General features: G+C 46.5%; 5 protein-coding genes. 2 read left to right on the plus strand and 3 right to left on the minus strand.

Annotated elements, in window-relative coordinates; genetic code table 11:
• Together U9Q77_14300 and U9Q77_14305 are read left to right on the plus strand one after the other, a co-directional pair.
• The coding region (locus tag U9Q77_14300; protein MEA3288526.1) for a hypothetical protein at nt 1–274 on the plus strand (274 nt) is incomplete at its 5' end.
• Complete coding sequence (locus tag U9Q77_14305; GenBank protein MEA3288527.1) at nt 267–3,359, plus strand: hypothetical protein; 3,093 nt, start codon at nt 267–269, stop codon at nt 3,357–3,359. The genes U9Q77_14300 and U9Q77_14305, both read left to right, overlap by 8 nt.
• A gap of 81 nt (nt 3,360–3,440) precedes the next feature.
• Here U9Q77_14305 and U9Q77_14310 read toward each other — a convergent pair whose 3' ends face one another.
• From U9Q77_14310 to U9Q77_14320, 3 genes are all read right to left on the minus strand, one after another.
• A complete protein-coding gene (locus tag U9Q77_14310; GenBank protein MEA3288528.1) occupies nt 3,441–3,899 on the minus strand; it encodes a ferritin family protein in 459 nt (152 codons plus the stop codon).
• A 3-nt stretch (nt 3,900–3,902) separates the two neighbouring features.
• Nucleotides 3,903–5,702: an FAD-dependent oxidoreductase gene (locus tag U9Q77_14315; protein MEA3288529.1), complete on the minus strand. Its 1,800-nt coding sequence runs from the start codon at nt 5,700–5,702 to the stop codon at nt 3,903–3,905.
• 4 nt (nt 5,703–5,706) lie between these two features.
• Nucleotides 5,707–6,629 (minus strand): NADH-quinone oxidoreductase subunit D (locus U9Q77_14320; GenBank protein ID MEA3288530.1); only part of this gene is annotated, 923 nt, incomplete at its 5' end.

Below are 6,629 nucleotides of genomic sequence, written 5' to 3' on the forward strand. Positions count from 1 at the left end.
TGTTGCCGGTACCATGAAGTCATGGGGTCATGTGATCGAAGTTGACGCGTTGGAAACAGTACCGTCGGTTCATATCAATGCACCCCAAGGAGTTACCGGGATCAGGGATCTTTTTCTAAGCGTACAGCTCTTTAAGAATGGTGTTCCGCTGTCCAGCATTATTGAGAGAGTGTTGAAAGTAAATATTGAAGATGTGGATGCACTCCAAACTGAAGCTGAAGAAGTGGATGAAGCAAAAGTAAATACTCAAGAACCGGATGTGTCTGATGACTAGACTATTGAAAATTATAACCGGTCTTCTCCTGGCAACTGCCATTTTTGGACAAGTGATCATGCTTGATCCTAAGGATGGGGCTGTCAGTAATCTGAACCATATCTCCGTCACTATTGCGGGAAAAGCCGGATCACCGGCAAAACTTTTTGTGAATGATGTCGAAACAGCCTCAAACATCATACGAATTGATGGCCTACTGGATTTTCTCAATATTGAAGTACCATCTGGTCCGGTCACTCTACGGGCTGAGGCGATCGGTGCTGGAGAGCGGACTTTTACTACTGAAAAATCAATTCATGTGCTTGGCCCACTACAGCAGATCAGAATTGTTTCAGATGAGATCCTGTTGCCGGCTGACGGAAGAAGTACCGGAACCTACAAATTTGAGATGTTGGACGAATGGGGTTATCGACTGCACAGAATCAGTAACGCCAGTGTGCGCTTGTCCTCAGGAGCGTTGATCAGTGAAGATATTGATGCCGAAACTTTTGGACATCAGGTACCTGTAATTGAAGGATTTCTAGCCGTCACACTCCAGGCACCCCTCGAGCCAAGTGAACGCGCTCAGTTAGAGATTGAAGCCTTCGGCTTTGCAGAAAAATTTACGGTAAAATACAGTATTCCTGAAGAGCCTATTGTCATGGTGGGAGTTCTTGGCACGGGCTTATCCACTCTGGGTGAGGGACAGGATCCGGACGGCTTGCCTCACTTTGGGCTGGTCAATATTAATAATACCAAGTTGGGTGATCATGCACTTCTCGGTGGTCGGGCAGCTTTTTATGCCAAAGGAAGCATAAAGCCGGGAATTCGCTTAACCGCTTCCCTGGATACGGATCGCGGATATCTGGATCAGCTCTTTGTTGATGTGGATCCAGAGGAATTATACCCTGTATTTGGAGATGCCAGTTCTATCAGCTATGATGCTCAGAGCCGCTCAAAACTGTACGCAAAATTGGAACAGAACGAATCGTTTGTCATGTTTGGGGATTACAACACCAATATGACCGATAATGAATTTACAGCTTATAACCGAACTTTTAATGGTCTCATGGGGAAGTATCTTTATAAGAATCATCAGGTTCAATTCTTTGGAACTGCTACAGATCGATCAATGGAACAAGAGGAGATCCGGGGTGAAGGTATCAGTGGATTTTACTATTTGGGCAATGGAAACTTAACCCGTTTCTCAGAAAAGATTCGACTTGTCACAAAAGATCGCTACCATCCTGAGGTCATCCTGGAAACCAGAAACTTGACTCGCTTTTTTGATTATGATATCAATTATGTTGACGGAACCCTGATGTTCAAACAACCCGTTGCTGCCATTGATGGTGTCGGGAATCCTATTTTCATTATTGTTGCCTATGAGTTTCAGGGTGGTAATTCCAGATCATGGATCGGCGGGCTCCGGCATAAGAGTAATTTTGGAGAAAATGGTAGAATTGCGGTCGGATCGACTTTCATTGCTGAAGAAAGAGCAACAGCCAGCTATCTACTCTATGGTGTTGATGCTCGCGTTCCAGTGAATGAGTCGATCACCGTTGCTGCTGAACTCGCCCAATCCCGGTTACCCAGTGATTTTTCTGATTCCACGTCAGTTGGTGCTGCCTTTAGGACAGAGCTGCTCTATAACCCACTTCCGGAATTGAATCTTAAGGGATATTTCCGAACAATTGGCGACGACTTTTCTAATTCCTCCCAAGTTGGCGGAATTAGTGAACGTGGATCAATTAAGTATGGTTTGAACGCTAAATATAAGTCAACTAAATACGGATTGATAAGCACAGAATATTACGAACAATCCGGTAATATGGGGACCAGCAATACTACCAACAGCCGCATATTCAACATGCAGTTCGAGCGCCGTGTGAAAGAAACTGCAACTCTTAAGGTTGGTTATGAAAATGCTTTCCGGGAACGCTTCAATGCTGCTGATAGTTTACTTAATGGTGATCACTCAAACTTGCTGAAAGCGCAGTACAACATTTTATTACTGGATCATATTCAGGCTGTTTTCGAACATGAACAGAATATGAATCTCAGGAATCGCACAAAACCAACCAATACCAGTGTGGGGCTTATTTATCCCATTACCGAGCAGCTGGAAGTATTTTGGAAATATCGCTTTATCCAGGGCACCGGCGTAAATCGGCAAAGCGTACTTGGCTTCCGATCCACGGTGGGCGAGAACACCGATATTCAAGGTAAATATGAGATCGGTGGTATAACTGGGGAGCAACGTAATCGGGCTAGCATCGGGCTGAACAATAAATGGCACCTGAGGGAAGACCTGATCGTCAATATCTCCCTGGAGAACACAGCTACTGTTGATTCTTTTGAAATTCCAACCCCCAGCCATCAGGCCATGGCTCTTTCTTTTGAATATCTACCCGATATGCCATTGAAAGCCATTGGAAAATATGAGGTTCGGGATGATGTGGGTAGTTTGCAGAGGGTGATAGCTCTCGGGGGTGACATGCGGATATTTGCCGGATTTGGTGCCATCGTCAAAATGGATCACTGGGAAAATCGCTATAAGGGTCAAAATGCCGGCTCCCATACCAGAGAGAACTACCAGGCGGGTATTGCTTACCGACCTGAAGAATCTGATAAGATCAATGTATTGGCCAAGTTGGCTTATGTTTCAGACCGGAATTCACATATAGCTATCCCGGAGCGTCAGGATCGTTACATTTTGTCAGCTCATTCCTATTATCAGGTCAATCCCTGGATTGGAATTGGTTCTCGCTTTGCCACCCGCTATGTCTTTGATGAAGACGCTGCTTTTGATGAAAGCGTGAATACCCAAACCTACTTCTTTCAGTCCCGGGGAGAATTTGCCTGGAACCTGAAACTCAGTTCCATTTTAGATGCCCGTTATGTTTACATGCATCCTCTGGGTGAAGGGACCTTCGGTTTAGCTGCTGAGGTTGATTACCTCGTCTTAACCAATCTTCAGTTTGGTGTAGGCTATATCCTGAAGAACTATTCTGATCCTGACTTTGCCTTTCTTGATTATCAATACCATAATTTGTATTTCACGCTACATGCTAAATTCTCTGAGGACATTTTCAACTGGCGTTGATCTTATAGATTAAAATAATTTCGGATACAAAAAAACCACCTGATCCGGTGGTTTTTTTTATTCGACTTAAGGTCTTACGCGTTAATTTTGGGAAAGCACGGTCTCGTCATAGAGTGCTTCGATCTGATCCTTGTGGAGTTGCTCTTCCCGGGCCAGTAATGAAAACAGATTATGTAGTATTTCGTCATATTCGAATTTTGATGCCAGTTCAGCATAGAGCGCATAGGTTTTCTGTTCTCGTTGGGCTGCCAGGATCAGGGTGTCCTGAAAGCTGAGGTTCTCAGCAGGCTGTTTCTCAACGAGATAATCGGTGAGCTTAAGATCCAGCAGGGGCTGATCAGCGTGGCGCTTTAAGAATTCAATATGATCAAAGTTTTCCAGATTCTCCTTGTGGATGATCTCCATATCACGTAGCTCGGCGTAGATCTCTTGAGCCTTGGGATCTGTTGATTTCTCCAGGAGTGAGCTGTACAATTCAGCTGCTTGAATCTCTTGTTCAATTGCAAATTGGATGGCTTCTTCAACACTTGATGTATTCATGCTTCATTCTCCACTTTTCTGAGCAAAAAGTTTTTCAATGCCCTTGACAGCCTTGTATCCATCAGCGATCGCTGAGATGGCATCTGCTGTGTTATTCGCGATATCCCCTCCAGCGAACAACCAGGGCAGTTTGGTCTCTTTAAGTTCTCCAGTAACCATCCGACCGCGGCTGAATTCCAACTGTCCCTTAATATCAGTCGGAATAAAGGAGTAGTCTGCCTCCTGTCCGATGGCACCAATTATATTATCAACCGGCATAATGTGCTCGTCACCTTCAATGAGACGGGGACGGGGACGACCACCCTTACCATCATCGATCATTTCAGCCAGACCATATTTGATGGCTTCAACCTTGCCGCTCTTGTCAGCTATAATCTCCAGCGGGATGGCCTGGGTCAGTATATTCACACCTTCATCCTCAGCGCCTTCGATCTCTTCCCAATCAGCCGGCATATCCTCTACCCGACGACGATAAAGAATGGTTACATCCGAGCCAAAACGACGTGCAATTCTGGCACCATCAATAGCCACATTTCCACCGCCGATCACCACGACTTGTTTACCGATTTCCACAGGACGTTCGGCGTTGACCTCGCGCAGGAAATTGACCGCCTGGATCGACCCCTCAAAGTGTTCACCTTCGATCCCCAGGGTGTAAGGAACCTCAAAGCCGATACCGATAAAAATAGCGCCATGTTCTTTTTGCAATTCGGCAAAACTTACATCAACTCCGATTTTGGTGTTGAATTTAATTTTAACTCCAATGGATTCCATGTAACCGATCTGCTTTTGTAAACTTTCCATGGGCAGGCGATACTTGGGGATACCATACATGGTCATCCCGCCAGCATGCGCTTTGGCCTCGTAGATGGTTACATCATAACCCTTGAGAGCCAAATAATAAGCAGCAGTCAAACCTGAAGGACCAGCACCAATAATGCCCACCTTGTGACCATTGGGCGGCAGGATCTCGGGATCAACTATTTCACGGATCAGGTCGATATTGTCAGCCTGTTCTGTTGCATAGCGTTTTAACCAGCGAATAGCTACTGGTTCACCCCGCACTGCTATGGAGCAAACATCTTCGCAACGCCTGGTACAGACCTTTCCGCATAGCTCACCCAGGGGGTTGTTATCATAAATGATTTTGACGGCCATGTCGGCTTCACCACGAGCAATGGCATTGATGTATTCTGGAATATGCATGTGCTCCGGACAGGCTTCCACACACAATCCACAACTGATACAACGCTCTGCCTCGGCCTGGGCTTCTTCCTGATTATACCCCAGGACAACCTCAGCATAGGATTTCACCCGTTCCTTACCCGCTAACTCAGGCATGGGAATTCGGGCATAGTCCAGGAGTGATTGATCAACAGTTTCGGGATAGAAAGATTTGTGATTGTTGCCATCAGGATTGTCAACACCGGGAATCCACAAAAAACTGTCAGCGTCATCTGTAACATACAAATATTCTTGCGTCAAACTAAGACTGCCTGTGGGACAAACATCCACACACAGTCCACACCAGCAACAGCGACCGTTGTCAACCCGGGGGCGGAGACCACTGTCTCCTGTTTTACCCTCAATGCCTTCCAGGCTGATCATATCAATGGCACCATTCTGGCAGATCGTGCCACAGGTTCCGCAACCAATACATTCATCCAGATCGTTAAAATGGAATCCGCGATAGCGTTCGGCAGTCGGCTTCTTCACCATGGGGTAGGCCACTGTATGAGGTGGTTTTCCAAGCTGTTTCAGGGCCGTAAAGGGGGTCAGGATGCCTTTTAAATTCAGAGCCATGATATCATCTCTCTATTTCAGGCGGGCAGGTGCCCATGCTATTCATGATAAAGGAAACATCAGCGATATTGGCACCTTCCAGAATTCGTTCCAGTAGGGTAACAGCATGGACATAGGCTGGACCACGCACATGCACACGGCGTGGTTTCATGGAACCATCACTAACGACGTAGTAACCAAATTCACCCCGGACAGACTCAGTTTTAACATAAGCATCACCTGGGGGAATGGTCCAGGTCAGGGGATTGGGTACTTTATTATAATATTCACCCCCGGGCATCTTTTCGATGACCTGGCGGATAATACTGATTGACTGCTCGTATTCACGGCGACGAACCAGGGCACGAGCCCAAACATCACCACCAGTTTCAGTAGGTATTTCAAATTTTAGTTTATCATAGATCTCGTAGGGTTCATCGATACGAACATCGTTCTTGAAGCCACAAGCACGGAGGGGGGGGCCAACCACGCCCCATTCATGCGCTTTGGTCGGGTCAATATAGCCCACACCCTGGGCCCGTTTCTGGAAAACAGCATTGTTAAACATGAGGTTATCGATATCCGGCAACCTGCCTTCCAGATAATCCAAAGTTTTCAGGACCCGATCGGTAAAACCCGTCGGTAGATCACGGCGGACACCCCCTGGCCAGATGTACATGTGATAGACCCGACCACCGGTCAATTCTTCAAAAAGATCCAAAATATAGTCACGGTCTCCCACCGTCCATTGGGGCATGGTGTAGAGACCGGCAGATCCATTTTGACCACCAAACCATAGACCAAAGGAGGCCAAACGAGCTAATTCAAGCACCATGACCCGAATATATTGTGCTCTTTCGGGCACTTCACGTCCTTCGATCTCTTCTACGGCCCGAGCAAGATTCTCTTCATTGGGATCGGGTTCAGGTACACAGATACGGCAAACGA

The sequence above is a fragment of the Candidatus Neomarinimicrobiota bacterium genome, assembly GCA_034716895.1.
GTDB lineage: Bacteria > Fidelibacterota > UBA8477 > UBA8477 > JABMPR01 > JABMPR01.